General features: G+C 70.4%; 21 protein-coding genes, 1 rRNA gene, 1 pseudogene and 1 riboswitch. Of the genes and pseudogenes, 16 read left to right on the top strand and 7 right to left on the bottom strand.

Translation table 11 applies throughout. The features are described 5' to 3' along the window. From rrf to H0H10_RS25930, 11 genes and pseudogenes are all read left to right on the top strand, one after another. Window positions 1–94: ribosomal RNA gene (gene rrf, locus H0H10_RS25980) — 5S ribosomal RNA — on the top strand; the annotation flags it as partial. A gap of 108 nt (window positions 95–202) precedes the next feature. Further along, window positions 203–811 (top strand): cardiolipin synthase ClsA, encoded by a 609-nt coding sequence (gene clsA / locus H0H10_RS25975; protein ID WP_188183541.1) that lies wholly within the window; start codon window positions 203–205, stop codon window positions 809–811. Between the two features lie 115 nt (window positions 812–926). Continuing rightward, complete coding sequence (locus tag H0H10_RS25970) at window positions 927–3422, top strand: mannose-1-phosphate guanyltransferase (RefSeq protein WP_188183540.1); 2496 nt, start codon at window positions 927–929, stop codon at window positions 3420–3422. 107 nt (window positions 3423–3529) lie between these two features. Continuing rightward, window positions 3530–4426 (top strand): DUF881 domain-containing protein, encoded by an 897-nt coding sequence (locus H0H10_RS25965; protein ID WP_223180428.1) that lies wholly within the window; start codon window positions 3530–3532, stop codon window positions 4424–4426. Then, on the top strand, window positions 4423–4755 hold the full coding sequence (locus H0H10_RS25960) for a small basic family protein (RefSeq protein WP_003977440.1): 333 nt from the start codon (window positions 4423–4425) through the stop codon (window positions 4753–4755). Before H0H10_RS25965 ends, H0H10_RS25960 begins: the two co-directional genes overlap by 4 nt. Before the next feature lie 5 nt (window positions 4756–4760). Then, window positions 4761–5594 (top strand): DUF881 domain-containing protein, encoded by an 834-nt coding sequence (locus H0H10_RS25955; protein WP_188183538.1) that lies wholly within the window; start codon window positions 4761–4763, stop codon window positions 5592–5594. A 61-nt stretch (window positions 5595–5655) separates the two neighbouring features. Next, window positions 5656–6615 (top strand): FHA domain-containing protein, encoded by a 960-nt coding sequence (locus H0H10_RS25950; protein WP_188183537.1) that lies wholly within the window; start codon window positions 5656–5658, stop codon window positions 6613–6615. 42 nt (window positions 6616–6657) lie between these two features. Next, window positions 6658–7395 carry a transcriptional regulator FtsR gene (gene ftsR / locus H0H10_RS25945; RefSeq protein ID WP_188183536.1) on the top strand — a complete coding sequence of 246 codons (738 nt, stop codon included), beginning with the start codon at window positions 6658–6660 and terminating at the stop codon, window positions 7393–7395. 83 nt (window positions 7396–7478) lie between these two features. After that, entirely contained in the window at window positions 7479–7952 is a 474-nt protein-coding gene (locus H0H10_RS25940; RefSeq protein ID WP_188183535.1) for a bifunctional nuclease family protein, read from the top strand. Between the two features lie 193 nt (window positions 7953–8145). Continuing rightward, window positions 8146–8829: a MerR family transcriptional regulator gene (locus H0H10_RS25935; RefSeq protein ID WP_188183534.1), complete on the top strand. Its 684-nt coding sequence runs from the start codon at window positions 8146–8148 to the stop codon at window positions 8827–8829. A gap of 53 nt (window positions 8830–8882) precedes the next feature. Next, a pseudogene (locus H0H10_RS25930) lies at window positions 8883–10428 on the top strand (DNA polymerase IV). Here the strand turns inward: H0H10_RS25930 and H0H10_RS25925 are convergent. Continuing rightward, window positions 10350–10721: a PRC-barrel domain-containing protein gene (locus H0H10_RS25925; RefSeq protein WP_188183533.1), complete on the bottom strand. Its 372-nt coding sequence runs from the start codon at window positions 10719–10721 to the stop codon at window positions 10350–10352. The pseudogene H0H10_RS25930 and the gene H0H10_RS25925 sit on opposite strands and share 79 nt — an antisense overlap. 126 nt (window positions 10722–10847) lie before the next feature. Beyond that, window positions 10848–10943: riboswitch (glycine riboswitch) on the top strand. A 177-nt stretch (window positions 10944–11120) separates the two neighbouring features. On the opposite strand from H0H10_RS25925, the gene gcvP reads away from it, so the two are divergent. Continuing rightward, entirely contained in the window at window positions 11121–14006 is a 2886-nt protein-coding gene (gene gcvP, locus H0H10_RS25920; protein WP_188183532.1) for an aminomethyl-transferring glycine dehydrogenase, read from the top strand. 61 nt (window positions 14007–14067) lie between these two features. Here the strand turns inward: gcvP and H0H10_RS25915 are convergent, their stop codons facing one another. The 6 genes from H0H10_RS25915 to H0H10_RS25890 all read right to left on the bottom strand — a co-directional run bounded on the left by H0H10_RS25915 (window position 14068) and on the right by H0H10_RS25890 (window position 20089). Beyond that, window positions 14068–14502, bottom strand: coding sequence for a TOBE domain-containing protein (locus tag H0H10_RS25915; protein WP_188183531.1), 435 nt, complete (start codon window positions 14500–14502; stop codon window positions 14068–14070). A 28-nt stretch (window positions 14503–14530) separates the two neighbouring features. After that, complete coding sequence (locus H0H10_RS25910) at window positions 14531–15622, bottom strand: ABC transporter ATP-binding protein (RefSeq protein WP_188183530.1); 1092 nt, start codon at window positions 15620–15622, stop codon at window positions 14531–14533. Between the two features lie 73 nt (window positions 15623–15695). After that, the gene (gene modB, locus H0H10_RS25905; protein WP_188183529.1) at window positions 15696–16547 is read right to left on the bottom strand and encodes a molybdate ABC transporter permease subunit; all 852 of its coding nucleotides are present in this window, start codon (window positions 16545–16547) and stop codon (window positions 15696–15698) included. After that, window positions 16544–17386 carry a molybdate ABC transporter substrate-binding protein gene (modA, locus tag H0H10_RS25900; RefSeq protein WP_309141894.1) on the bottom strand — a complete coding sequence of 281 codons (843 nt, stop codon included), beginning with the start codon at window positions 17384–17386 and terminating at the stop codon, window positions 16544–16546. The genes modB and modA overlap by 4 nt, the downstream gene beginning before the upstream one ends. A gap of 248 nt (window positions 17387–17634) precedes the next feature. Then, a complete protein-coding gene (locus H0H10_RS25895; protein WP_188183527.1) occupies window positions 17635–18030 on the bottom strand; it encodes a TOBE domain-containing protein in 396 nt (131 codons plus the stop codon). A gap of 103 nt (window positions 18031–18133) precedes the next feature. Further along, complete coding sequence (locus H0H10_RS25890; RefSeq protein ID WP_188183526.1) at window positions 18134–20089, bottom strand: APC family permease; 1956 nt, start codon at window positions 20087–20089, stop codon at window positions 18134–18136. A 404-nt stretch (window positions 20090–20493) separates the two neighbouring features. On the opposite strand from H0H10_RS25890, the gene H0H10_RS25885 reads away from it, so the two are divergent. The 4 genes from H0H10_RS25885 (at window position 20494) to H0H10_RS25870 (ending at window position 24776) form a co-directional block, all read left to right on the top strand. Further along, window positions 20494–21786, top strand: a complete 1293-nt coding sequence (locus H0H10_RS25885; protein ID WP_188183542.1) for an extracellular solute-binding protein — start codon at window positions 20494–20496, stop codon at window positions 21784–21786. A 6-nt stretch (window positions 21787–21792) separates the two neighbouring features. After that, complete coding sequence (locus tag H0H10_RS25880; protein ID WP_188183525.1) at window positions 21793–22791, top strand: carbohydrate ABC transporter permease; 999 nt, start codon at window positions 21793–21795, stop codon at window positions 22789–22791. Further along, entirely contained in the window at window positions 22788–23627 is an 840-nt protein-coding gene (locus H0H10_RS25875) for a carbohydrate ABC transporter permease (protein WP_188183524.1), read from the top strand. Before H0H10_RS25880 ends, H0H10_RS25875 begins: the two co-directional genes overlap by 4 nt. A 63-nt stretch (window positions 23628–23690) precedes the next feature. Then, a complete protein-coding gene (locus tag H0H10_RS25870; RefSeq protein WP_188183523.1) occupies window positions 23691–24776 on the top strand; it encodes an endo-1,4-beta-xylanase in 1086 nt (361 codons plus the stop codon). Window positions 24777–24826 lie beyond the last annotated feature (50 nt).

Genomic DNA, 24826 nt, shown 5'->3' with positions numbered 1-24826 from the left:
AACGCCCGGTTACATTCCGAACCCGGAAGCTAAGCCTTACAGCGCCGATGGTACTGCAGGGGGAACCCTGTGGGAGAGTAGGACGCCGCCGAACTCCTTTTAGAGCTCTGGCTCTTGGGCAACAGCCCGAGGGCCAGAGCTTTTTTGCGTTGAGGTAAGGTCAGGGGGCATCATCGGTTCGTTTCCCCCAGGAGGCCCCCGGGTGGAGGTCCAGGAGACCCGCGTCCAGACTGACCGGGTCCTCACCATCCCGAACATCCTCAGCATGGCCCGTCTCGTCGGCGTGCCCCTCTTTCTGTGGCTGATCCTCAGGCCCGAGTTCGGCGGCCCGAAGAGCGACGGCTGGGCCCTGTTGGTGCTCGCCCTGAGCGGGGTCAGTGACTATCTGGACGGCAAACTAGCCCGGCGTTGGAACCAGATCAGCAGCCTCGGCCGGCTCCTCGACCCTGCCGCCGACCGGCTCTACATTCTGTCGACCCTGGTCGGTCTCACCTGGCGGGAGATCCTGCCTCTCTGGTTGACCGTCGTACTGCTGGCAAGGGAACTGGTCCTGCTGGTGATGGTGGGCATCCTCCGGCGCCACGGCTATCCGCCGCCGCAGGTCAACTTCCTTGGGAAGGCCGCCACGTTCAACCTGATGTACGCGTTCCCTCTGCTCCTGCTCAGTGACGGAAGTGGATGGATCGCGTCACTCGCTGCTATTTTCGGATGGGCGTTCGCCGGATGGGGTACAACGCTGTACTGGTGGGCAGGTGTTCTCTACGTGGTGCAGGTCCGCCGCTTGGTTCGTGCGGACGCCGTGGCCGATTGAACTCGCTGAGTATGCGGCCCGTAGTTGCCGGATGGCCCGCGCTGGAAAAGTGCGGGAGAATCTGTGCGGGTGAAGTCGGCTAGACCGTCGTCTCTCAGAGGAGGACGCTTCCGACATGAAGGCCGTCGTGATGGCTGGTGGCGAAGGCACACGCCTTCGTCCCATGACCTCGAGCATGCCCAAACCGCTCCTGCCGGTGGTCAACCGGCCGATCATGGAGCATGTCCTGCGGCTGCTCAAAAGGCATGGGCTGACCGAGACAGTTGTTACCGTCCAGTTCCTGGCATCGCTGGTCAAGAACTACTTCGGTGACGGCGAAGAGCTCGGAATGGAACTCACCTATGCCAATGAGGAGAAGCCACTCGGTACTGCCGGAAGCGTCAAGAACGCCGAGGAGGCCCTGAAGGACGATGCCTTCCTCGTCATCTCCGGTGATGCCCTGACCGACTTCGACCTCACCGAGCTGATCAATTTCCACAAGGAAAAGGGCGCGCTCGTCACCGTGTGCCTGACGCGCGTGCCCAATCCGCTGGAATTCGGCATCACCATCGTCGACGAGGAAGGCAAGGTCGAGCGCTTCCTGGAGAAGCCGACCTGGGGACAGGTCTTCTCGGACACCGTGAACACCGGCATCTACGTCATGGAGCCCGAGGTCTTCGACTACGTCGACCCCGATGTGCCCGTCGACTGGTCCGGCGACGTCTTCCCGCAGCTGATGAAGGAAGGCAAGCCCGTCTACGGCTATGTGGCGGAGGGCTACTGGGAGGACGTCGGCACGCACGAGAGCTACGTCAAGGCCCAGGCGGACGTCCTGGAAGGCAAGGTCGACGTCGACATCGACGGCTTCGAGATCTCTCCCGGTGTCTGGGTGGCCGAGGGCGCCGAGGTGCACCCCGACGCCGTCCTGCGCGGGCCCCTTTACATCGGGGACTACGCCAAGGTGGAAGCCGGCGCCGAGATCAGAGAACACACGGTCGTCGGGTCCAACGTCGTCGTCAAGAGCGGCGCCTTCATGCACAAGGCCGTCGTCCACGACAACGTGTACGTCGGGCCGCACAGCAACCTCCGGGGCTGTGTCGTCGGCAAGAACACCGACATCATGCGCGCGGCACGGATCGAGGACGGCGCGGTCATCGGTGACGAATGCCTGGTCGGTGAGGAATCGATCGTCCAGGGCAATGTGCGGGTCTACCCGTTCAAGACCATCGAGGCCGGTGCCTTCGTCAACACGTCGGTCATCTGGGAGTCCCGCGGGCAGGCGCACCTGTTCGGCGCCCGGGGCGTGTCCGGCATCCTGAACGTGGAGATCACGCCGGAGCTGGCCGTGCGACTGGCCGGTGCCTATGCGACGACCCTCAAGAAGGGCTCGACGGTCACCACCGCTCGTGACCACTCCCGTGGCGCCCGCGCGCTGAAGCGAGCCGTGATCTCCGCGCTGCAGGCCAGCGCCATCGACGTACGGGACCTGGAGAACGTCCCGCTGCCCGTGGCGCGGCAGCAGACCGCGCGGGGCAGTGCCGGCGGGATCATGATCCGGACCACGCCCGGCGTGCCGGACTCCGTCGACATCATGTTCTTCGACGGGCAGGGAGCCGACCTGTCGCAGGGCAGCCAGCGGAAGCTGGACAGGGTGTTCGCGCGGCAGGAGTACCGGCGTGCGTTCCCCGGGGAGATCGGCGACCTCCACTTCCCGGCCAGCGTGTACGACTCGTACACCGGGTCGCTGCTGCGCAACGTCGACACGACCGGCATCGCGGAGTCGGGCCTCAAGGTGGTCGTGGACGCGTCCAACGGCAGTGCGGGACTCGTGCTGCCCAGCCTGCTCGGGAAGCTGGGTGTCGATTCGCTGACCGTCAACCCGGGGCTCGACGAGTCCCGGCCGACGGAGTCGGCCGACATGCGGCGGTCGGGTCTGGTGCGGCTCGGCGAGATCGTGGCGTCCTCGCGGGCGGCGTTCGGCGTGCGGTTCGACCCGGTCGGTGAGCGGCTCTCCCTCGTCGACGAGAAGGGGCGCATCATCGAGGACGACCGGGCGCTGCTGGTGATGCTGGACCTGGTCGCCGCCGAGCGGCGCAGCGGCCGGGTCGCGCTGCCCGTGACGACCACCAGGATCGCCGAACAGGTGGCGGCGTACCACGGCACCCAGGTCGAGTGGACGACGACCTCTCCGGACGATCTGACGCGTGTCGGCGGTGAGGAAGGGACGATCTTCGGCGGCGACGGCAAGGGCGGCTTCATCGTCCCCGAGTTCAGCAGCGTGTACGACGGCACGGCGGCCTTCGTGCGGCTGATCGGGCTGGTGGCGCGGACGCAGCTCACGCTCAGCCAGATCGACGCGCGGATCCCGCGGGCGCACGTCCTCAAGCGGGACCTCGCGACGCCGTGGGCCGTCAAGGGGCTGGTGATGCGACGGGTCGTCGAGGCGGCCGGAGACCGCTTCGTGGACACCACCGACGGCGTGCGCGTGGTGGAGACCGACGGCCGCTGGGTGATGGTGCTGCCCGACCCGGCCGAGGCGGTCACCCACCTGTGGGCCGAGGGACCGGACGACGCCTCCGCCCAGGCGCTGCTCGACGAGTGGTCGGCGGTCGTGGACAGCGCGGGGCGCTGAAACACACCGCACGCGCGCGTGCCGGACAAGTGTCCCCAAGGGGGCCTGTCCGGCACGCCGGTGGGGCCGTTCGGAGGTAGTCGGCGCGGCGTGCGACGATGTGCGGCATGCCGCAGCAACCCCCCGTTCGGAGCGCATCCCCGCGGCCTGCGCGCCCGGACGCCTCCATGTCGTTGATCACCAACGTCATGGACCACAGTCTCGACGACGGATACGCCGAGGCCGCCGCGAGGAAGAAGGCCGAGGGTACCGGCGGTATGCCCAAGACCCTCCGTGCCAGGCTCGGCCTGGCGGCGGGGCTGGTGCTCGCGGCGCTGGTCGTGACGGTCGGAGCGGCCCAGGCGAGGGTCGCGGCTCCCGTGGTCGCCAAGGAGCGCGAGGAGCTCATCGACCGCATCGACGCGGAGACGGCGGCGGCGGACAAGCTGGAGGACGGCGTCGACAAACTGCGCGACGACGTGAGCGCGCGGCAGCGCGAGGCGCTGGAGAACAGCGGCGGCAGCGGCCGGTCCGACCTGGTGGGGATCCTGTCCGGCGCCGTCGAGGTGCGGGGGCCCGGGGTCAAACTGGTCGTGAACGACGCCAAGGACGTCGGCACCGGTGTGGACGGCGAGGCGCGCGGCACCTCGGGGTTCTCGAACACGGGCCGGGTGCGTGACCGGGACATGCAGCGTGTGGTCAACGGTCTGTGGGCCTCGGGTGCCGAGGCGATCTCCATCAACGGGCAGCGGCTGACCGCGCTCTCCGCGATCAGGGCCGCGGGAGACGCGATACTGGTCGACAACAAGCCGCTGGTGCCGCCGTACACGGTGCTCGCGGTGGGGGACGGCGAAGGGCTCAGCAGCAGGTTCCAGGACAGCGCCGACGGGCTGTACCTGCACGCACTGCAGGAGAACTACGGCATCCGGACCGCCATCTCCGTGGCGGACGGCCTCACACTGCCTGCCGCACCGAGTCTGATCGTACGTACTGCACAGCCGATATCCGAGAAGGGCACATCGTGATCGCCGTACTGGGCCTCGTCGTGGGAGTCGTGGCCGGCCTGTTGGTCCGGCCCGAGGTTCCGGCCGCCGTCGAGCCGTATTTGCCGATCGCCGTCGTGGCGGCGCTCGACGCCGTGTTCGGCGGTCTGCGGGCCATGCTCGACGGCATCTTCGACGACAAGGTCTTCGTGGTCTCGTTCCTGTCGAACGTGGTCGTGGCCGCGCTGATCGTGTTCCTGGGCGACAAGCTGGGCGTCGGCGCCCAGTTGTCGACCGGTGTCGTGGTCGTCCTCGGCATCCGGATCTTCTCCAACGCCGCGGCGATCCGCCGGCACGTCTTCAGGGCGTGAGGCCGATGAGCGACCAGGACCAGAAGCCCGCGAACAGCTTGCGCGAGGAGCTGCCCGAGGAGGTGCCGGCGGCGAAGCCTCCCGCGGCGGACGCCGAGGCGGAGAAGCCGGCCGCGCTGACCGGCCGGCAGCGACTGGTGAAGGGCCTGTGGCCGCCGCGCGTCACCCGGGCCCAACTCACCGTCGCGCTGCTGCTGTTCGGGCTCGGCTTCGGGCTGGCGGTCCAGGTGGCGTCGAACAGCGACAGCGACAGCGCGCTGCGTGGCGCCCGCCAGGAGGATCTCGTGCGCATCCTCGATGAACTGGACGACCGTACTCAGCGTCTTGAGGACGAGAAGCAGGGTCTGGAGAAGCAGCGCGACGAGCTGGAGAACAGCTCCGACCAGGCCGAGGAGGCCCGCAGGCAGACGGTCGAGAAGGAGCGGCAACTCGGCATCCTGGCGGGCACGGTGGCCGCGCAGGGGCCCGGCATCACGATGACGATCGAGGACACGAAGGGGACGGTCGAGGCGGACATGCTGCTCGACGCGATCCAGGAACTGCGTGCCGCCGGCGCGGAGGCGATCCAGGTGAACGGCGTACGGGTCGTGGCGGGCACGTACCTCACGGACTCCGGCAAGAGTGTGAGCGTCGACGGGAACAAGATCAACGCGCCCTATCGTTTCCAGGTCATCGGCAAACCGCAGGATCTCGAACCGGCGCTCAACATCCCGGGAGGCGTGGTGCAGACTCTGGAGAAGGAACAGGCCACCGTTACTGTTGAGAGGTCGAGCAAGATCGTCGTGGATGCCTTGCGAGCGGTGAAGCGGCCTGACTACGCTCGGTCGTCCTCCCGGTGAACCGGGGGTGCATGGAGGACATCCGGCGAGGGCATGAGGTTGCGGGGGGTCGGCGCACCGATTGGGCGGTGCGTGGTGGAAACTGTCTGGTGGAGACGGACGTTGTGAAGGTGTCCGAGTCGGCCAGTACGGTCAGTCAGGGTTCGTCCTGCCCCACGGGCGGGTCTGTTTCGGTCAAGGGGAATCGCCCGTGAAGTTGTTTGCGAAGTTGTTCGGCAAGAGCGCGCGAGAGGGCCGCGACAACGCGACCGCTCGCCACCGCGCGCAGCCTGACGCAGAAGGCCAGCGCCCGCTGTTCCGGGACCAGGTGGCTGGTCCGGGCGGTGACATTTCCGGAGGTCAGGGCGCGGCGTCTGTTGACCCTGCGCAGTCCGGCGGCATAGGTTTCGGCCAACCGTCAACCTCAGGTACGGGTGGAGGGTTTGCCCCCGGTCCGTACGCGTCGAACGCCCCGGCGGGGCAGCCGCGGCAGGAGGATCCGTCCATGTCGGCCCTGGTGTGTACGAGGTGCGGTAACCGCAACGCGGAGAACAGCCGCTTCTGCTCGAACTGCGGCGCCCCGTTGCGGCCCGGAGTGGTCCCGGAGCGCTCCTCGGAGACGACCTCCACGATCTCCATCTCCGGGCTGGAGGCGTACGACGCCGAGACCACCGGTCAGACGGCGATCCCGGCGCTGTCTCCCGAGGCACAGGCGGCCGTGGACGCGCTGCCGATGGGTTCCGCGCTCCTGGTGGTGCGCCGCGGGCCCAACTCCGGCAGCCGCTTCCTGCTGGATGGCGAGCTGACCACTGCGGGGCGTCATCCGCAGAGCGACATCTTCCTGGACGACGTGACGGTCTCCCGCCGGCACGTGGAGTTCCGCCGCAGTCCGGACGGCTCGTTCACGGTGGCCGACGTCGGCAGCCTGAACGGCACGTACGTCAACCGGGAGCGGATCGACCAGGTCGCCCTGTCGAACGGTGACGAGGTGCAGATCGGCAAGTACCGGCTGGTCTTCTACGCGAGCCAGCGGGGCTACTGACCCTCCCCCCACTCCGTCCGGGGGTACTCACAGGGAAGGTCCATGCTTCAAACACCGAGCGGCGGTGCCGGGCACGGCACCGCCGCCACGGACAGCGGGCCGATGAGCATCGGCACGGTGCTGAACGTGCTGCGGGACGAGTTTCCCGACATCACCATCTCCAAGATCCGCTTTCTGGAGTCGGAGGGCCTGGTCGAGCCGCAGCGGACCCCGGCCGGGTACCGCAAGTTCAGTGCGCACGACGTCGAGCGCCTCGGTCATGTGCTGCGTATGCAGCGGGACCACTATCTGCCGCTCAAGGTGATCCGCGAGCATCTGGACGCCATGGAGCGCGGTGAGCCGGCGCGGCTGCCCACGCTGGGCCGGCAGCGGGACGCGGAGGCCGTCCCGGAGCCCCCCGAGGGGCCCACGCCGGCCCGGATCGGCCGGGACGAGCTGCTCGTCGCCGCCGGGATCGGGGACGAGGAGCTGAAGGAGTGGGAGTCGTACGGGCTCATCACTCCGCTGGCCGACGGGGCCTACGACGCGGAGGCCGTGACGGTCGCCTCGCTCGTGGTCCAGCTGGGGCGATTCGGGATCGAGCCGCGACACCTGCGGGTGATGAAGGCCGCCGCCGACCGGGAGGCCGGGCTGGTGGACCAGGTGGTCGCCCCGCTGAAGCGCCATCGGAACCCGCAGACCAGGGCGCATGCGGAGGCCCGCACGAAGGAGCTGGCGGGACTCGCGGTGAGACTGCACGCGGCCCTCGTGCAGACCGCTCTCGGGGTGCGCCTGCCCTGAAACGGCGGATTCGCGGGCCCCGGATCGCCCCCCGATCCCGGCCCGACTACCCAAAGGTCCCGGGCAGCGCCTAGGGTTGCTGTGTGAACGAGCTCGATGTCGTAGGTGTCCGGGTCGAAATGCCCTCCAACCAACCGATCGTGCTGCTGCGTGAAGTGGGAGGCGACCGTTACCTCCCCATCTGGATCGGTCCGGGGGAGGCGACGGCGATCGCCTTCGCCCAGCAGGGCATGGCTCCCGCACGGCCGCTGACCCATGATCTGTTCAAGGACGTGCTGGAAGCCGTCGGCCAGGAGCTCACCGAGGTACGCATCACGGACCTGCGTGAGGGGGTTTTCTACGCGGAGCTGGTCTTCGCCAGCGGAGTCGAGGTGAGCGCACGGCCGTCCGACGCCATAGCGCTCGCGCTGCGCACCGGGACGCCGATCTTCGGCAGCGACACGGTGCTCGACGACGCGGGTATCGCCATCCCGGACGAGCAGGAGGACGAGGTGGAGAAGTTCCGCGAGTTCCTGGACCAGATCTCGCCGGAGGACTTCGGCAGCAGCAACCAGTGACGCGCGCGGGCCGAGGGCGGACGGGAGCGCCGCACGGCCGGCTCCGGACACATTCGGCTAGCCTTTCCCCGCGGTTGGGTACGGGAAACCACTCGTAGGGTGATTATCACTCGGCGTGCCGAGTGTGGCGATCGTTGACGCACCCTTGGTGACTGCCTACCGTCGAGGAGGCAGGTCAAGGACGGAGGTCGGCGTGAGAATCAGCGGCGACGGTACGACCGGGGGTGGACCCCGGAGCACCCCCGGGGCGAGCGGTCCGTACCCTTCCCCTCGCTCTCGGCTCCGCTCGAGCGGAGGGTACCCCCATCACGGCAGCGCGACCGATCACGCTCCGCAGCGTCCGACGGCCGTGCCGAGCAGCGGAGGGGTGACGTCCATGGCGTCCGAGCAGATCGGCTATCGCGGCCCGACGGCCTGCGCGGCCGCCGGCATCACCTACCGGCAGCTGGACTACTGGGCCCGCACCGGGCTGGTGGAGCCCAGTGTGCGGCCCGCCCACGGGTCGGGCACCCAGCGTCTCTACAGTTTCCGGGACGTCGTCGTCCTGAAGATCGTCAAGCGGTTCCTCGACACGGGCGTGTCGCTGCAGAACATCCGGACCGCCGTCCAGCACCTCAGGGAGCGTGGCTTTTGCGACCTGGAGCGGATGACGCTGATGAGCGACGGCGCCACGGTCTACGAGTGCACCTCGCCCGACGAGGTCCACGCCCTGCTCCAGGGCGGGCAGGGCATCTTCGGGATCGCCGTCGGCGTGGTGTGGCGGGACGTCGAGAGCGCGCTGTCGCAGCTGCACGGGGAGCGGATCGACACGGGCGAGACCCTGGTCGGGCACAACCCGGCGGACGAACTCGCGCGACGCCGGAACCGGGCGGTCTGAGGAAGCGGCCCGCGGACAGGGCGTTGTCAGTGGCGTAGGGCAGCATCGGAGATGTGAGAACCGCGCCCACGATCCTGCATCTCGACATGGATGCCTTCTTCGCCTCGGTGGAGCAGGCGTCCAAGCCGAGTCTGCGCGGAAAGGCCGTCGTGGTGGGCGGGCTCGGGCCGCGCGGCGTGGTGGCCACAGCCTCGTACGAGGCGCGGGTCTTCGGCGTTCACTCCGCCATGCCGATGGGGCAGGCCCGGCGGCTGGCGCCCAACGCCGCCTATCTCGTTCCGCGCTTCGGGTTCTACCGGTCGATCAGCGAGCAGGTGATGCGGCTGCTGGGGGCGCTGTCGCCGCTGGTGGAGCCGCTCAGCCTGGACGAGGCGTTCGTGGACCTGGAGGCCGGTGGGGCGGCCTGGGACGCGGAGTCGGCCCGGCTGGCCGGGACGAAGCTGCGCGCGGACATCCGGGCGGTCACCGGACTCACCGGCTCGGTGGGGCTGGCCGCCTCCAAGATGCTCGCCAAGATCGCCTCGGAGGAGGCCAAGCCCGACGGGCTGGTGCTGATCCCGCCGGGGACGGAGCGGGATCTGCTCGCGCCGATGCCGGTCCGGACGCTGCCCGGGGTCGGCCCGGCGACGGGGGACCATCTGCGGCGGGCCGGCATCACCACGGTGGGCGAGCTCGCCGAGGCGGGCGAGGACGAACTCGTGCGGCTCCTGGGCAAGGCCCACGGGCACGCGCTGTACGCCATGGCCCTGGCCCGTGACGAGCGGCCCGTGGTGGCCGAGCGGGAGGCCAAGTCGGTGTCGGTCGAGGACACCTATGACGTGGACATCCACGACCGGGTGCGGGTGGGCGTGGAGGTGCGGCGGCTGGCCGACCGGTGTGTGCGGCGGCTGCGCGGCTCCGGGCTGTCCGGGCGGACCATCGTGCTCAAGGTGCGGCGGTACGACTTCTCCACGCTGACGCGCTCGGAGACGCTGCGCGGGCCCACGGACGACCCGGCGGTGGTGCGGGAGGCGGCGGCCCGGCTGCTGGACTCGGTGGACACCACGGGCGGCGTGCGGCTGCTCGGCGTGGGCGTCAGCGGTCTCGCCGACTACACGCAGGAGGACCTGTTCGCCCAGGCGGCGGGGGAGCGGGCCGACGAGCACGCGGAGGAGCCCGATGCCGAGCCCGTCGAGGAGCGGCAGGAGCCGCCCGCCGAGCGCCGGTGGCCGTCGGGGCACGACGTGCGGCACGCGGATTACGGGCACGGATGGGTGCAGGGCAGCGGCCTGGGCCGGGTCACCGTGCGGTTCGAGACGCCCGGCTCGGCGCCGGGCCGGGTGCGGACCTTCCCCGTCGACGACCCGGACCTGGAACCGGCCGATCCGCTGCCGCTGGTGCCGGCTGGGCCGCGAAGACCCGGGGACGCCGGCCAAGGGGCTCCCGACGCCGGGGGGCCGGTCGGTCCGGCGGAGGTGACGTCGCGACCGGGGTAGCGCCCGCGACCGGGCCGGGCGACGCCGGGGAGCCGCAGCGGGCGGTCAGCTGTCGTCCTTGCCGGCCAGCTTGCCGAAGTCGCGGTCGGGCAGCGGGGGAGGGGCGGCCACGTCGAGGCCGTAGTGGTGGTAGAGCTGCAGTTCCTGTTCCGGTGAGAGATGGCGGCCGACGCCGAAGTCGGGGGCCTCCTTGATCAGGGCCCGGTCGAAGGGCACCCGCAGGGCGCCGTCGACCAGTTCGCTGGGCTCCAGGGGGACGAACGCGTCCCTGCTGAACAGCCCGGTGCGTATGGCCGCCCACTCGGGCACACCGGTGGCGTCGTCGAGGTAGACCTCGTCGATGGTGCCGATCTTGGTGCCGTTGCGGTCGAACGCCTTGCGGCCGATCAGGTTGCGTGGATCGATGTCGGTACGCACGGGCCCTCCACTTGGTCGCAAACCACCCCGGTCAATCATCCGTAAGTACTACAAAAGAGCACATCCGGGCCCGCGGCCACTCGAAGTCCGGCCGTTGACCTCGCTGGTACGCTGACAAGCGGCTGCTGACCCCGTGCGGGAGAGTCCTCCAGACACCATCGGAGGCGCCGAAGGAGCAAATCCTCCCCGGAATCTCTCAGGCCCACGTACCGCACGGACGAGGTCACTCTGGAAAGCAGGGCGGGTGTCGACGGCTTCCGCTCTCACCGACGGTGAAAGCCGGAAAGCCCTCGGGCGCTCCGGTGAAGCTCTCAGGTCGAGATGACAGAGGGGGAGGCCGTCCGGGTACCCGCGCCGTGGTGCCCCTCACAGGTCGCGTCAGACCAGGAGGCCTCCGCAATGACCGCCCCTCGCATTCCGCTCTCCGAGCTCGAACAGGGCATCCCGTTCGAGCAGCGCCACATCGGCCCCGACCACGAGGCCCGGGCCAAGATGCTCGCGCAGGCCGGTTACGGCTCGCTGGACGAGCTGACCGCCGCCGCGGTGCCGGATGTGATCAAGAACGCCGACGCGCTCGACCTGCCGGGCGCGCGCACCGAGGCCGAGGTGCTGGCGGAGCTGCGCTCGCTGGCCGACCGCAACCAGGTCCTCGACTCCATGATCGGCCTCGGCTACTACGGGACCTTCACCCCGCCGGTCATCCTGCGCAACGTCATGGAGAACCCGTCCTGGTACACGGCGTACACGCCGTACCAGCCGGAGATCTCCCAGGGCCGCCTGGAGGCCCTGCTGAACTTCCAGACCATGGTCGCCGACCTCACCGGCCTGCCGACCTCCGGCGCCTCCCTGCTCGACGAGGGCACGGCGGCCGCCGAGGCCATGGCGCTGTCCCGGCGCATGGGCAAGAACAAGAAGGGCCTGTTCCTGGTCGACGCGGACGCGTTGCCGCAGACCATCGCCGTGATCCAGACCCGGGCCGAGCCGACCGGCGTCGAGGTCGTCGTCGCCGACCTCACCGACGGCATCCCGGCCGAGGTCGCCGAGCGGGAGATCAACGGCGTCCTCATCCAGTACCCCGGCGCCTCCGGTGCCGTACGCGACATCAAGCCGGTGATCGACCGGGCGCACGAGCTCGGCGCGCTCGTCACCGTCGCCGCCGACCTGCTCGCCCTCACGCTGCTGAAGTCGCCCGGTGAGCTGGGCGCCGACATCGCCGTCGGCACGACGCAGCGCTTCGGTGTGCCGATGGGCTTCGGCGGGCCGCACGCCGGCTACATGGCCGTGCACGAGAAGTTCGCGCGCAGCCTGCCCGGCCGCCTGGTGGGCGTCTCCGTGGACGCCGACGGCAACAAGGCGTACCGCCTCGCCCTGCAGACCCGCGAGCAGCACATCCGCCGGGAGAAGGCGACCAGCAACATCTGCACCGCGCAGGTGCTGCTCGCCGTCATGGCCGGCATGTACGCCGTCTACCACGGCCCGGAGGGCCTCAAGGGAATCGCACGGCGCACGCACCGCTACGCCTCCGTCCTCGCCGCGGGCCTCACGGCCGGGGGCGTCGAGATCGTCCACGGCGCCTACTTCGACACGGTCACCGCGCGGGTGCCGGGCCGGGCCGCCGAGGTCGTCGCCGCCGCCCGCGAGAACGGCATCAACGTGCGGCTCGTCGACGCCGACCACGTGTCGGTCGCCTGCGACGAGACCACGGCACGCGCGCAGGTGGCGGGTGTGTGGAACGCGTTCGGTGTCGAGGGCGACGTCGAGGCGCTGGACGCGGCCACCGAGGACGCGCTGCCCCAGGCGCTGCTGCGCACCGACGACTACCTGACGCACCCCGTCTTCCACCAGCACCGCTCCGAGACGGCGATGCTGCGCTACCTGCGCCGCCTCGCCGACCGGGACTACGCGCTGGACCGCGGCATGATCCCGCTGGGCTCCTGCACCATGAAGCTCAACGCGACCACCGAGATGGAGCCGGTGACCTGGTCCGAGTTCGGGCAGCTGCACCCCTTCGCGCCCGCCGAGCAGGCCCAGGGCTACCTGACCCTCATCCGTGAGCTGGAGGAACGGCTCGCCGAGGTCACCGGGTACGACAAGGTGTCGCTCCAGCCCAACGCCGGCTCGCAGGGCGAGTTCGCCGGGCTGCTCGCCGTACGCGGCTACCACCGGGCCAACGGCGACGACCAGCGGACCGTGTGCCTGATCCCGTCCTCCGCGCACGGCACCAACGCCGCGAGCGCCGTGATGGCCGGCATGAAGGTCGTCGTCGTCAAGACCGCCGAGGACGGCGAGATCGACGTCGAGGACCTGCGCGCCAAGATCGAGCAGTACCGCGACGAGCTGGCCGTGCTCATGATCACCTACCCGTCCACGCACGGCGTGTTCGAGGAGCACGTCGCCGACATCTGCGCCCGGGTGCACGAGGCCGGCGGCCAGGTCTACGTCGACGGCGCCAACCTCAACGCCCTGGTGGGCCTGGCCAAGCCCGGTCACTTCGGCGGCGACGTCTCCCACCTGAACCTGCACAAGACCTTCTGCATCCCGCACGGCGGCGGCGGTCCCGGCGTGGGCCCGGTGGCCGTACGGTCGCACCTGGCGCCGTACCTGCCCAACCACCCGCTGCAGCCGGCCGCCGGCCCGGAGACGGGCGTCGGACCCGTCTCCGCGGCCCCCTGGGGCTCGGCCGGCATCCTGCCGATCTCGTGGGCTTACGTCCGGCTCATGGGCGGCGAGGGCCTCAAGCGCGCCACTCAGGTGGCCGTGCTGTCCGCCAACTACATCGCCAAGCGGCTGGAGCCCCACTACCCGGTCCTGTACACCGGCCCGGGCGGGCTGGTGGCGCACGAGTGCATCATCGACCTGCGTCCGCTGACCAAGGCCACCGGCGTGAGTGTCGACGACGTCGCCAAGCGGCTGATCGACTACGGCTTCCACGCGCCGACCATGTCGTTCCCGGTGGCCGGGACGCTGATGATCGAGCCGACCGAGTCCGAGGACCTGGCCGAGCTCGACCGGTTCTGCGACGCGATGATCGCCATCCGCGCGGAGATCGAGAAGGTCGGCTCCGGCGAGTGGCCCGCGGACGACAACCCGCTGCGCAACGCGCCGCACACGGCCGGCGCGCTGGGCGGCGAGTGGGACCACGCGTACACGCGCGAGGAGGCCGTCTTCCCGGCCGGTGTGCAGGCCGCCGACAAGTACTGGCCGCCGGTCCGCCGCATCGACCAGGCCTTCGGCGACCGCAACCTCGTCTGCTCCTGCCCGCCGCTGGACGCCTACGAGGACTGAGCGGGCCGACGCTCTCCAGGCCCCGCCCGGGTTGTTCCGGGCGGGGCCTTCGGGTTTGTGGTCACGGCACCTGGTGCGGGGCCGTGGCCAGCGCGACCTCGGTCGACTTGATCAGGGCGACCACGTCGGAGCCCACGAAGATGCCCAGGTCGCCGGCCGCGTCCTTGGTGATCGCGGCGGTGAGATCGCCGCCGTCCACGGTGACCTTGACGATCGCCATGGCCTCGCCGAGCGTGAGGCGGGTGATCGTGCCGGGCAGCTGGTTGCGGATCGACAGGCCCTCGATCCGGCCGGTGGCGAGCGAGACCTCCGTCGACTTCACCAGCGCGCTCACCGGGGAGCCCGGGGCGAGGCCGAGTTCCTCGACGGCCTCCAGGGTGATGGCCGCCGTGAGTTCCTGGCCGCCCGTCAGCCGGACTTTCACGGTCGCCATGACTTCGCCGGGGTGCACCTCGGTGACGGTGCCGGGAAGCTGGTTGCGGATGCTCAGGGTCATGGCCCCTCACCGTAGTGCGGGAGGGGGTTCAGGCAGGGTATGCGTGTGTCTGCGTCGCTTTGACCATCGCCCAAACCGGTGCACCCGGGTGCAGGCCGAGTTCTGCTGCGGCGACCGTGGTGAGGTCGGCGGCCAGGGGCAGTTCGCCCGTGAGGCCGGCGCGGACCCGGTCGCCGTAGGTCTCCAGGCCGGCGACCTCGCAGCGCCACAGGTTGCGCGCGCCGGCGCCCGTGGGCCGGTCCCGGAAGAGGGCGACCGCCGAGGGCGGGAACGCCACGAACGCCGGCCCCGACAGCTCCTCCGACGTGGTGATCGCGGGCCCGGCGTCCAGCCGTACCGTGTGCCCGTCGGCCCGGCCCCGGTACAGGTTCAGGCCGACCAGCTGGGCGATGTAGTCCGTGCGGGGCCGGCGGGCGATGTCGGCGGGGGTGCCTTCCTGGACGACCCGGCCGTGTTCGACGACGACCAGCCGGTCGGCCAGCACCATGGCGTCCAGCGGGTCGTGCGTGACGAGGACGGCGACGGCCTCGAACCCTGCCAGATGGCGGCGGAGCCCGGCGCGGACCTCCAGCCTTGTGCGGGCGTCCAGCGCGGCCATCGGCTCGTCCAGGAGCAGCAGCCGGGGCCGGGTGGCCAGGGCGCGGGCGAGGGCGACGCGCTGGGCCTGGCCGCCGGACAGGTTGCGCGGCTTGGCGCCGGCGTGCTCGGCCAGGCCCATGCGGTCCAGCCACTCGGCGGCCTGGGCGCGGGCCTCCGCCTTGGTCGCGCCCCGGCAGCGCGGTCCGAACGCCACGTTGTCCAGCGCGGTCAGATGCGGGAAGAGCAGGTAGTCCTGGAAGACCACGCCGACCGGGCGGGACTCCGGCGGCGTGCGGTCCAGGGAGACGCCGTCCAGGAGCAGCCGGCCGTCCGTGAGCGGGACCAGGCCGGCGAGCGCGCGCAGGGCGGTGGTCTTGCCGGCGCCGTTGGGGCCGAGCAGGGCGACGACTTCGCCGGGTGCGGCGGTCAGCTCGACGTCCAGGCGGAAGCCGCCGCGGTCCACGACGAGACGGGCGTCGAGACCCTCGGCAGGCGCGCGGGGGATCGCGCGGGCGGGGGCGGTGTCGTCGAGGTCGGTCATCTGGGGATCGTCCACCCAATCGTGTCTCGGGGCGGCTCCGGGAAGGCCGTCGGTGCCGGGTCTCGGTACGGGTCTAGGAGGCCGTCATCCACCGGTCCCGCAGACCGGCCAGTACGGCGATGGAGACGGCCAGCAGCACCAGGCTGAGGGCGATCGCCGCCGCCGGGTCGTACTGCAGGGCGAGGTAGACCGCGAGCGGCATGGTCTGCGTACGGCCCGGGAAGTTGCCGGCGAACGTGATCGTCGCCCCGAACTCGCCCAGCGCCCGGGCCCACGCCAGGACGGCGCCCGCCGCGACGCCCGGCGCGATCAGCGGCAGCGTGACGCGACGGAACGCGGTGAACCGCGAGGCACCCAGCGTCGTGGCCGCCTCCTCGTACCGGGGGTCGGCGGCCCGCAGCGTGCCCTCGACGCTGATGACCAGGAACGGCATCGCGACGAACGTCTCCGCGAGGACGACGCCCGTGGTGGTGAACGGCAGCGTGATCCCGAACCAGGAGTCCAGCCACTGCCCGACGACACCGTTGCGGCCGAAGGCGAGCAGGAGCGCGACGCCGCCCACGACAGGGGGCAGGACGAGCGGCAGCGTCACCAGGGCGCGCACCAGGCCGCGGCCGGGGAACTCGGTGCGGGCCAGCAGCCAGGCCAGCGGAACGCCGACGAGCAGGCTCAGCAGGGTCGCCGACGTCGCGCACACCAGCGACAGCCTGAGCGCCTGCCAGACCTCGGCACTGGCCAGCTGCTCGGGCAGGTCCCGCCAGGGGGCCCGGACGAGCAGGGAGACCAGCGGCAGCAGCAGGAAGGCCAGGCCGGCCAGGGCGGGCAGCAGCAGGGGCACCGGCACCGCGCGGGTGCCGCGGCGGAGGCGGGTGCGCCGCGGCCCGCCCCCGACGCCGCCGGGCGTGGTTGTGGCGGGCTTCGTCACGGCTTGCGGAATCCGGCGTCGGTGAGCACCTTCTGGCCCTCGGCGGAGCTCACCAGGTCGACGAAGGCCTTCGCCGCGCCGGCGTTGGGCGCGTCCTTGAGCAGGGCGATCGGGTAGTCGTTGAGGGCCTCGGCCGATTCGGGGAAGTCCACGCCCTCCACCTTGTCGCCGGCCGCCCTCACGTCGGTCTTGTAGACGAGGGCGGCGTCGGCCTCGTCCAGCTCGACCTTGGTCAGGGCGCTCTTGACGTCCTGCTCGTACGACACCGGGGTGAGGTCGAGTCCGGCTGCTGCCAGGGCCTTGCGGGCGGCTGCGCCGCACGGCACGCTCTCGTCGCACAGGACGACCTTCAGGCCGGACCTGGTGAGGTCCTTCAGCGTCGAGATCCTGTCCGGGTTGCCCGGCGCAGTGGCGATCTCCAGCTGGTTGCGGGCGAAGACGGCCGGCGTCCCGGCCGTGCCGTCGGCCTTCGTGACGATCTCCATGGTCCTGCCGCTGGCGGCGGCGAAGACGTCCGCCGGGGCACCGCTGGTGATGCTGGCGGCCAGGCTGTCGCTGCCGCCGAAGTTGAAGGCGACCTCGGTGCCCGGGTGCCGCTCCTCGAACTCCTTGCCGAGCTCGGTGAAGCTCTCCTTGAGCGAGGCGGCGGCGAAGACGGTGACCGTGCCGGAGAGCTTGCCGGACGAGGACCCCGAGGAACCCGCTTCACCGGAACCGGAACCGGAGTCGGAGCCGGACGAGGAGCAGGCGCTGAGGGCCAGCAGCAGGGCGGCCCCGGCGCCGGCCACCCGCAGGGCGGGGCGGGTGCGGCGGATGCTGCGCACGGAACGGGTCGACACGGGCCACTCCCTCTGTGGTCTTGGACAGGAGTCCGGCAGGCCCACCGCGTCCGGGCCCTTGTCCGGGTCCGGCGGACGGCGGCCGTCCGGGCTCCTCCGATGCATCGATCATACTTCCGCATCTGCGAGGGGTAAGTCTCCTGTCGTATCGCATGAGCGACCCTGGGGACGTAAAGGGGCCGCATGTGCGTTCGTACGGGAAGCGGGCGGCCGGGGAGCCAGGGAGCCGGAGAGCGGGGGAGGTCGTCTCAGGTGCGGTCGATGTGGACGTTCGTCGACTTCACGCGCGCGGTGGCCTCCATGCCCACCTCCAGGCCGAGGTCCTCGACGGCCTCCCGGGTCAGCAGGGAGACGAGCCGGTGCGGGCCGGCCTGGATCTCGACCTGGGCGGCGACGTCGCCGAGTTTGATCGCGGTCACGATCCCGGGGAAGGCGTTGCGGACCGAGGTGTGCGGGGCGCCCTCGTCGCCGTCGGCGGTCCGGGCCAGCTCGACCGAGAACGCGGCGAGGTCCCGCCCGTCGATGAGCCGCCGTCCGCTCTCGTCGCGGTGGGTGGTGATCCGGCCGGCGTCCGCCCAGCGGCGGGCGGTGTCGGGGCTGACGCCGAGCAGCCGCGCCGCCTGGCCGATGGTGTAGGACTGCATGCCGGTCACGATAGGCGGAGGCCGGGCGGCGGTGGGTGCGGGGTCGGGCGTGGCCTCGGCGAGCCCCCGGCCCGGGGAGGGCGAGTCGGCGCCGGCCCGCCCGTCATCCGGTGTGGACGCGCGGGCGGCGCGCGGGGTCCGGCTCCGCCTCGCGCAGGACCTCGCGGGTGACCGGGGCGACCTCGCCCTGCCCGAAGAGGAAGAACCGCAGGAAGTTGGCGAAGGGGTTGCCCTCGGTCCACTCGAAGTAGATGTGCGGCGTACGGCCGGTCGTGTCACGGACGTGGAGGAGCAGGGCGGCGAGGGCGTTCGGGACGGAGGAGGACTCCAGGGTCAGGACGCGGTAGCGGTTGTGCAGGGTCGAGCCGCGGACCGTCAGGCCCGCCTCGAACTCGGACGGGTCGACGACCGTGACCTCGACGAAGACGAAGTCCTCGTGGGTCGGTACGTCGTTGTCCTGCCGGATCTGCTCGATCTTGTCGCGGTACTCGGCCAGGTCCCGCTGGTCGGGCTCGTTGGCGATGAAGCGCATCTTGCGGCTGGCCATGTCCCGGACGAAACGTTCCGCCATGTCGTCGAGCGTCACGCTGGTCACGCGGAGCTCGAAGGCACGCGCCAGCCGGGACAGCAGCGAGACCAGGATGATGCCGGCGATGAAGCAGGCGCCGATCTTCACGCCGTCCGGTCGCTCGACGACGTTCACGACGGTCGTGTAGAGGAACACGGCCGAGATCACGGCGAACGCGATGGTCCAGTTCCGCTGGCCCGCCTTGCGGGCGGCGATGGTCACCGCGATGGCGGCGGAGCTGATCAGCACCAGGACGCCGGTGGCGTAGGCGCCGCCCTGGGCGTCGACGTCGGCGTCGAAGATCCAGGTGACCAGGAAGGCGATGAGCGTGAAGACGACGACCATCGGTCGCACGGCCCGCGCCCAGTGCGGGGCCATGCCGTAACGGGGCAGGTAGCGCGGCATGAGGTTGAGCAGGCCGGCCATGGCCGACGCGCCCGCGAACCACAGGATGGCGATCGTCGAGACGTCGTAGACCGTGCCGAAGGCGTTGCCCAGGTGCTCATGGGCGAGATACGCCAGAGCGCGGCCGTTGGCGTCGCCGCCCGGCTCGAACTCCTTCTCCGGGATCAGCAGGGTCGTGATGAAGCTGCTCGTGATCAGGAAGCAGCTCATGATCAGCGCGGCGGTGGTGAGCAGCTTCTTGGTGTCCCGGATGCGCCCGGCCGGCCGCTTCTCGGTGTCTTCGGGGTCGCCCTTGACGTGCGGCATCACGGCGACGCCGGTCTCGAAGCCGGAGAGGCCGAGGGCGAGTTTGGGGAAGACCACCAGGGCCAGGCCGATCATGACGAAGACGTTGCCGTGCTCGGCGGTCAGCGCGCTGGACCAGTCGGTGACCACATGACCGGCGGTGGCGACCTGCCACAGCCCCACGACCACGACGGCCGCGTTCAGGGCGAGGTAGATGCCGACCAGGACGACGGCGACGCCGATGGCCTCCAGGAAGCCCTTGAGGAACACCGCGCCGAGCAGTGCCACCAGGAGCAGGGTGATCAGCAGCTGCTTGTCGTGCAGGGCGTCGGTCAGGTGCGGGTTCTCGACCAGGTGGGTCGAGGCGTCCGCCGCCGACAGGGTGATGGTGATCAGGAAGTCGGTGGCGGCGAAGCCCAGCAGGGTCAGGACGAACAGCTTGCCCTTCCAGAAGGACAGCAGCCGCTCCAGCATCGCGATCGAGCCCTCGCCGCGCGGACTCTCCTCGGCCACCCGCCGGTACACCGGCAGGGCGCCCGCGAGGGTGACGATCACCAGCACGATGGTCGCCACGGGTGACAGCAGGCCGGCGGCGAGGGCGGCGATGCCCGGCTGGTAGCCGAGTGTCGAGAAGTAGTCGACGCCGGTCAGGCACATGACCCGCCACCAGCGCTGGCCCTTGTGGGCGGGCTGCGGCGGGGCGTGCGGGCCCTGGTGTTCGCCGCTCCTGCCCATGTCGGACAGGCCCTCCAGCATCCAGGTGCGCAGCCGGCCGGCCCTCGGGCGCTGTGCGGTGGCCATGGGGGTGCTCCTGGTGCGGGGTTCGGCGGGGTGAGGCCATCACGCGGACGGCGGAATCAGCGTAGGCAGAGCGTGTTGTCGGGGCCCGCGCTCAAAGGGGGCAGCGGGCGTCAAGCTTCCGTTAAGGGCGTCAAGCTTCCGTCAAGACCGGCGCCACGAGCAGGGCGTAACGTTCGTTGTCCGCAGCGAAAATTTCGGCCACGCTCAGTGTGATACGGGCGCGCGTGCACTCGCTCAGCGTGGTTAAGGATGATCGATCGAAGATTCATCCTGCACAAGGGGTTGCCACCGTTTACGGCCTGTCTCTAGGGTGCGGCAGCAGCGCGGCTTTCCGAATTATTTCCGAAACTTTCGGTTCTCCGGATGGGCGTACACACGCCGTCCCGCACTCAAGGAGCAACATGATGGGCGACCCGGCACTGTCCCGCCGCGGCTTTCTGGCGGCCTCCACCGCGGCTGGTCTGGGGATGACCGCGCTGAGCGGCTGTGGCGGTGACTCGGACGGGGGGTCGTCGGGGACGACCACCATCGAGTGGTGGAACATCTCCACCACCCAGCCGACGAAGGACGTGTGGGCAGCCCTCGCCAAGCAGTTCGAGGCACAGAACCCCAAGGTCAAGGTAAAGATCGTCCAGCTCGAGAACGACGCCTACAAGTCGAAGATGACGGCGCTGACCGCTTCCGGGAAGCTCCCGGACATCTTCCACACCTGGGGCGGCGGCGTTCTCAGGCAGCAGGTCGACGCGGGCCTCGTCGAGGACCTCACGGACCGGACCAAGGAGTGGGCCGACGGCCTGCTGCCCGTCGCCAAGGAGCCGTACCTGATCGACGACAAGGTGTACGGCATCCCGTTCGACATCGGCATGGTCGGCTTCTGGTACAACAAGGCCCACTTCAAGAAGGCGGGCATCAGCGCGCCCCCCACCACCTGGAGCGGCTTCCTCGACGCCGTGCGCGCACTGAAGTCGGAGAACATCACGCCCATCGCCCTGGCCGGCAAGGAGAAGTGGCCCGGGATGTACTACTGGGCGTACCTGGCGATGCGTACCGCCGGCGCCGACGCCCTGGAGAAGGCCAACGACGCGAAGGACTTCACGGGCGACGAGTTCGTCCAGGCGGGCAAGCACCTGGAGGAGCTCGTCGACCTCCAGCCGTTCCAGAAGGGCTTCCTGGGCGCGGCCTACTCCACCCCCACCGGCCAGGCCGCCACCGTCGGCAACGGCAAGGCGGCGATGGAGCTCATGGGCCAGTGGGCCCCGGTCGTGCAGTCCGACGCCGGCAAGGGGCTCGGCGACGATCTCGGCTTCTTCCCGTTCCCCGCGGTGGAGGGCGGCAAGGGCGCCATCACCGAGGTGTTCGGCGGGGGCGGCGGGCACGCGCTGCGCCGGGACGCCCCGCAGGCCGCCGTCGACTTCCTGAAGTTCTTCGCCTCGGCCGCCACCGACCGTGAACTGGTCAAGAAGACCGGGGTCCTCCCGGTGGTCCCGGCCGCCGAGGACGCCCTGACGGACGCCAACCTGCAGGCCGTGCAGAAGCAGCTCAATGGCGCCACCGGCTTCCAGCTCTACCTCGACCAGGCGTACGCGCCCGCCGTCGGCCAGGAGGTCAACGACAGCGTCGCCGCGCTCGTCGCCGGCTCCAAGTCCCCGCAGCAGGTCGCCGAGTCGATCACGAAGACCGCGAAGGAAGAGCAGTAGGTCCCGATGACCTCCACGTTCCTGCCGGACAAGCGGACCGGCCCCGGCGTCGACCTCCCGCCCCCGTCCGCCGCCGCGGCCCGGGGGCGGGCACGGCGCCGTGTGTTCCACTGGCTCACCGCGGTCGGTTTCCAGCTGCCCGCACTGGTGCTGTTCATCGTCCTGGTGCTGCTGCCGATCCTGTTCGCCCTGTACGCCGCCTTCTTCCGCTGGGGCGGCTTCGGCATGCCCTCCGACTACATCGGCACCGAGAACTTCACCCGGGCGTTCGACGACCCCGTCTTCCTCGGTGACCTGTGGCGCTGCCTGGTCCTGGTCGTCCTCTCCCTCGCCCTGCAGCTGCCGTTCGCGCTCGCCATGGCCGTCCTGCTGAACCAGCGGTTCCGCGGCCGGGCGGTGTACCGGATGCTGTTCTTCGCGCCGTACGTGCTCTCCGAGGCCATCACCGGCGTGCTGTTCAGCATGATCTTCGCGCCGGGCGACGGCCTCGCCGACCAGATCCTGGGCAGCGTCGGGCTGGACGGGATCGGCGGGGAGTGGTTCGCCGACCCGTCGATGGTCATGGCGACGCTCTTCCTCGTCATGACGTGGAAGTACTTCGGCTTCCACATGATGCTCTACCTGGCCGGACTGCAGTCCATCCCGAAGGAGTTGACCGAGGCCGCGCTCATCGACGGCGCGAACGCCTGGCAGCGCTTCCGCAGTGTCACCCTGCCGCTGCTCGCGCCCACCTTGCGCATCAGCGTCTTCCTGTCGGTGATCGGCGCGATCCAGCTGTTCGACCTGGTGTGGGTCGTCACCCAGGGTGGTCCCGACCACCACTCGGAGACGATGGCCGTGACCATGTTCCAGTTCGGCTTCAAGCGGTACCAGGTCGGCTACGCCAGCGCGATCAGCGTGGTCATGTTCGGCATCAGCCTCGTCTTCGCCCTCGCCTACCAGCGGTTCGTGCTCCGGCGCGACCTGGAGGGGGCCACCACGACCATGCGAGGAGGCGGGAAGTGACCGTCCGTTCCAAGTCCCGTGCGAGGCGGACCCTTCCCCTGCACGTCGTCCTGATCGTCGTCGGCGCGGTGATGGCCGTGCCGCTGCTGTACGCGGTGCTCTCCGGGTTCAAGTCCACCGACCAGCTCTCCGACAACCCCTTCGGGCTGCCCGACCCGTGGGTCGGTTCCAACTACACCGGCATCCTGGGGTCCGGCTCGTTCTGGCGGCTGGTCGGCAACAGCACGCTGATCGCGGTGGCGACCACCGTCCTCGTGGTGGCGGTCTCGGCGCTGGCCGCGTTCTCCTTCGCCCGGTTCGCCTTCCGCGGGCGGGAACTGCTGTTCACGCTGTTCACCATGGGGCTGATGTTCCCCTTCGCGGTCGCGGCCCTCCCGCTGTTCCTGCTGCTGCGTTCGCTCGGCCTGCTGGACAACCCGCTCGGCGTGATCCTTCCGCAGGCCGCCTTCGGGCTGCCGATGACCATCATCATCCTGCGCGGCTTCTTCCGGGAGATCCCCGGCGAGCTGGAGGAGGCGGCCACGCTCGACGGCTGCGGCCCCTTCGGCTTCTTCTGGCGGGTGCTGCTGCCCATGGCCCGGCCCGCGCTCGGCACGGTGTCGGTCCTGGCCGTCGTCACGAGCTGGAACAACTTCTTCCTGCCGCTGCTGGTGTTCACCGACTCCACGTGGTGGACGATCCCGATCGGCGTGCAGCAGTTCCAGGGGCAGTACTCGGCGGACACCGCCCGGGTCTTCGCCTATCTGGTGCTGGCCATGGTCCCGGCCCTCGCCTTCTACTCCGTCGCCGAGCGGCAGCTCGTCGGCGGCCTCACCGCCGGCGCCACGAAGGGATGACGCGCGCCCGCGGCCGCACGCTTTCACACCCCCCCGCATCCGACGATCGTGAGGAGTCGCACCATGCGTACGACGTGTACGGCCATCCGCTCCCGGACCCGGCTCAGACTCGCCGGCGCGCTCGCCGCCGTCCTGGTCGCCGCCGGCGTCGCCACCGGACCGGCGGCCCAGGCCGGCGAGGAACGGCACGGCAGGGACAGCACGTTGGCCGAGCTCGCCCAGCGCCACGGCCGCTACTTCGGCAGCGCCACCGACAACCCCGAGCTGACCGACGGCGCGTACACGGCGCTGCTCGGCCGCGAGTTCGACCAGATCACGCCCGGCAACGGCATGAAGTGGTACGCCACCGAGCCGCAGCAGGGTGTCTTCGACTGGTCGGCGGGCGACGAGATCGTGGATCTCGCCCGTGCCAACCACCAGAAGGTGCGCGGCCACACCCTGGTCTGGCACAGCCAGCTGCCCGACTGGCTGACCGGCCGCGACTGGACGGCCGACGAGCTCAGGGCCGTACTGAAGAAGCACATCCAGGCCGAGGTGCGGCACTACCGGGGCAAGGTCTTCGCCTGGGACGTCGTCAACGAGGCCTTCAACGAGGACGGCACCTACCGGGAGACCGTCTTCTACAACACCCTCGGCCCCGGCTACATCGCCGACGCACTGCGCTGGGCCCACGAGGCCGACCCGCGCGTCAAGCTGTACCTGAACGACTACAACATCGAGGCGGTCGGCCCGAAGAGCGACGCGTACTACCGGCTGGCCAAGGATCTGCGGGCGCAGGGCGTGCCGCTGCACGGGATCGGCCTCCAGACCCATCTCGCCCTGCAGTACGGCTATCCGACCACCCTGGAGGACAACCTCCGCCGGTTCGCGCGGCTCGGGCTCGACACGGCCCTGACCGAGGTCGACGTGCGGATGGAGTTGCCCGCGGACGAGACGAAGCTGGCCACCCAGGCCGACTGGTACCGGCAGCTGACCGAGGACTGCCTCGCGGTACGCCGCTGCGTGGGCATCACCCTGTGGGACTACACCGACAAGTACTCGTGGATCCCGGGCTTCTTCCCCGGGGAGGGCGCGGCGCTCCCGTGGGACGAGCAACTGCGACCGAAGCCGGCGTACTTCGCGATCCGGGAGGCGCTCGGCGGCAGGTGACGAGACGTGCGCGGCGGCTTCTCCGGCCGGTCCGCACCCCACCGCCGGGA

Origin of the sequence: Streptomyces griseicoloratus, from assembly GCF_014534645.1 — a bacterium.
Lineage (GTDB): Bacteria > Actinomycetota > Actinomycetes > Streptomycetales > Streptomycetaceae > Streptomyces > Streptomyces griseicoloratus.
This window is presented reverse-complemented; position numbering and strand designations above follow the sequence as displayed.

What these genes read in the sequence shown, in the direction of transcription:
- H0H10_RS25965 (WP_223180428.1), top strand. Translation starts at nt 3,530, where the DNA reads ATGCCGCAGCAACCCCCCGTTCGGAGCGCATCCCCGCGGCCTGCGCGC.
- H0H10_RS25955 (WP_188183538.1), top strand. Translation starts at nt 4,761, where the DNA reads ATGAGCGACCAGGACCAGAAGCCCGCGAACAGCTTGCGCGAGGAGCTG.
- gcvP (WP_188183532.1), top strand. Translation starts at nt 11,121, where the DNA reads ATGACCGCCCCTCGCATTCCGCTCTCCGAGCTCGAACAGGGCATCCCG.
- H0H10_RS25915 (WP_188183531.1), bottom strand. Translation starts at nt 14,502, where the DNA reads ATGACCCTGAGCATCCGCAACCAGCTTCCCGGCACCGTCACCGAGGTG.
- H0H10_RS25910 (WP_188183530.1), bottom strand. Translation starts at nt 15,622, where the DNA reads ATGACCGACCTCGACGACACCGCCCCCGCCCGCGCGATCCCCCGCGCG.
- ftsR (WP_188183536.1), top strand. Translation starts at nt 6,658, where the DNA reads ATGCTTCAAACACCGAGCGGCGGTGCCGGGCACGGCACCGCCGCCACG.
- H0H10_RS25885 (WP_188183542.1), top strand. Translation starts at nt 20,494, where the DNA reads ATGGGCGACCCGGCACTGTCCCGCCGCGGCTTTCTGGCGGCCTCCACC.
- H0H10_RS25890 (WP_188183526.1), bottom strand. Translation starts at nt 20,089, where the DNA reads ATGGCCACCGCACAGCGCCCGAGGGCCGGCCGGCTGCGCACCTGGATG.
- H0H10_RS25895 (WP_188183527.1), bottom strand. Translation starts at nt 18,030, where the DNA reads ATGCAGTCCTACACCATCGGCCAGGCGGCGCGGCTGCTCGGCGTCAGC.
- H0H10_RS25970 (WP_188183540.1), top strand. Translation starts at nt 927, where the DNA reads ATGAAGGCCGTCGTGATGGCTGGTGGCGAAGGCACACGCCTTCGTCCC.
- H0H10_RS25880 (WP_188183525.1), top strand. Translation starts at nt 21,793, where the DNA reads ATGACCTCCACGTTCCTGCCGGACAAGCGGACCGGCCCCGGCGTCGAC.
- H0H10_RS25870 (WP_188183523.1), top strand. Translation starts at nt 23,691, where the DNA reads ATGCGTACGACGTGTACGGCCATCCGCTCCCGGACCCGGCTCAGACTC.